At 68.0% G+C, this 353-nt stretch carries 1 pseudogene; it reads left to right on the top strand.

The window, feature by feature from the left end:
* Positions 1-353 (top strand): annotated as a pseudogene (locus EN804_RS35325) (hypothetical protein); the annotation flags it as partial.

The following is a 353-nucleotide window of genomic DNA, read 5'->3' as shown; positions in this document are numbered from 1 at the left end:
CGTGTGCTCTTCCGATCTGCACGCCGGAGGCCCTGGTCGACCGGCTCGACAACGGCGCCTGCCAAGGCTGCCATCAGGCGGGCTCGACCGCCGGCTTCCATTTCATTGGTCTCGACGATGCCACGACCTCGCCGCTCAACCGCATCGAGGTCGGCGTCTCGCCGCATCTCCATGCCGAGATTCCGCGCCGTGAGGCGTGGCTGCGAGCGATTTCGGAAGGCAAGGAGCCCAACCGGTTTCGCCCATTGTCCTTCGCGCCGCCGGCAGTCTGGGAGGGCACCAGCGAGATCGCCTATGCGCCGGCTGAGACAGCAATGCCGTGCCTGACGCCGGAAGACGCCGCCCGCTTCGGC

The sequence above is a fragment of the Mesorhizobium sp. M8A.F.Ca.ET.161.01.1.1 genome, assembly GCF_004792105.1.
Taxonomy (GTDB): Bacteria; Pseudomonadota; Alphaproteobacteria; order Rhizobiales; family Rhizobiaceae; genus Mesorhizobium.
Note: the sequence above shows the minus strand (reverse complement) of the source record. Positions and strands in the feature narration are given on the sequence as shown.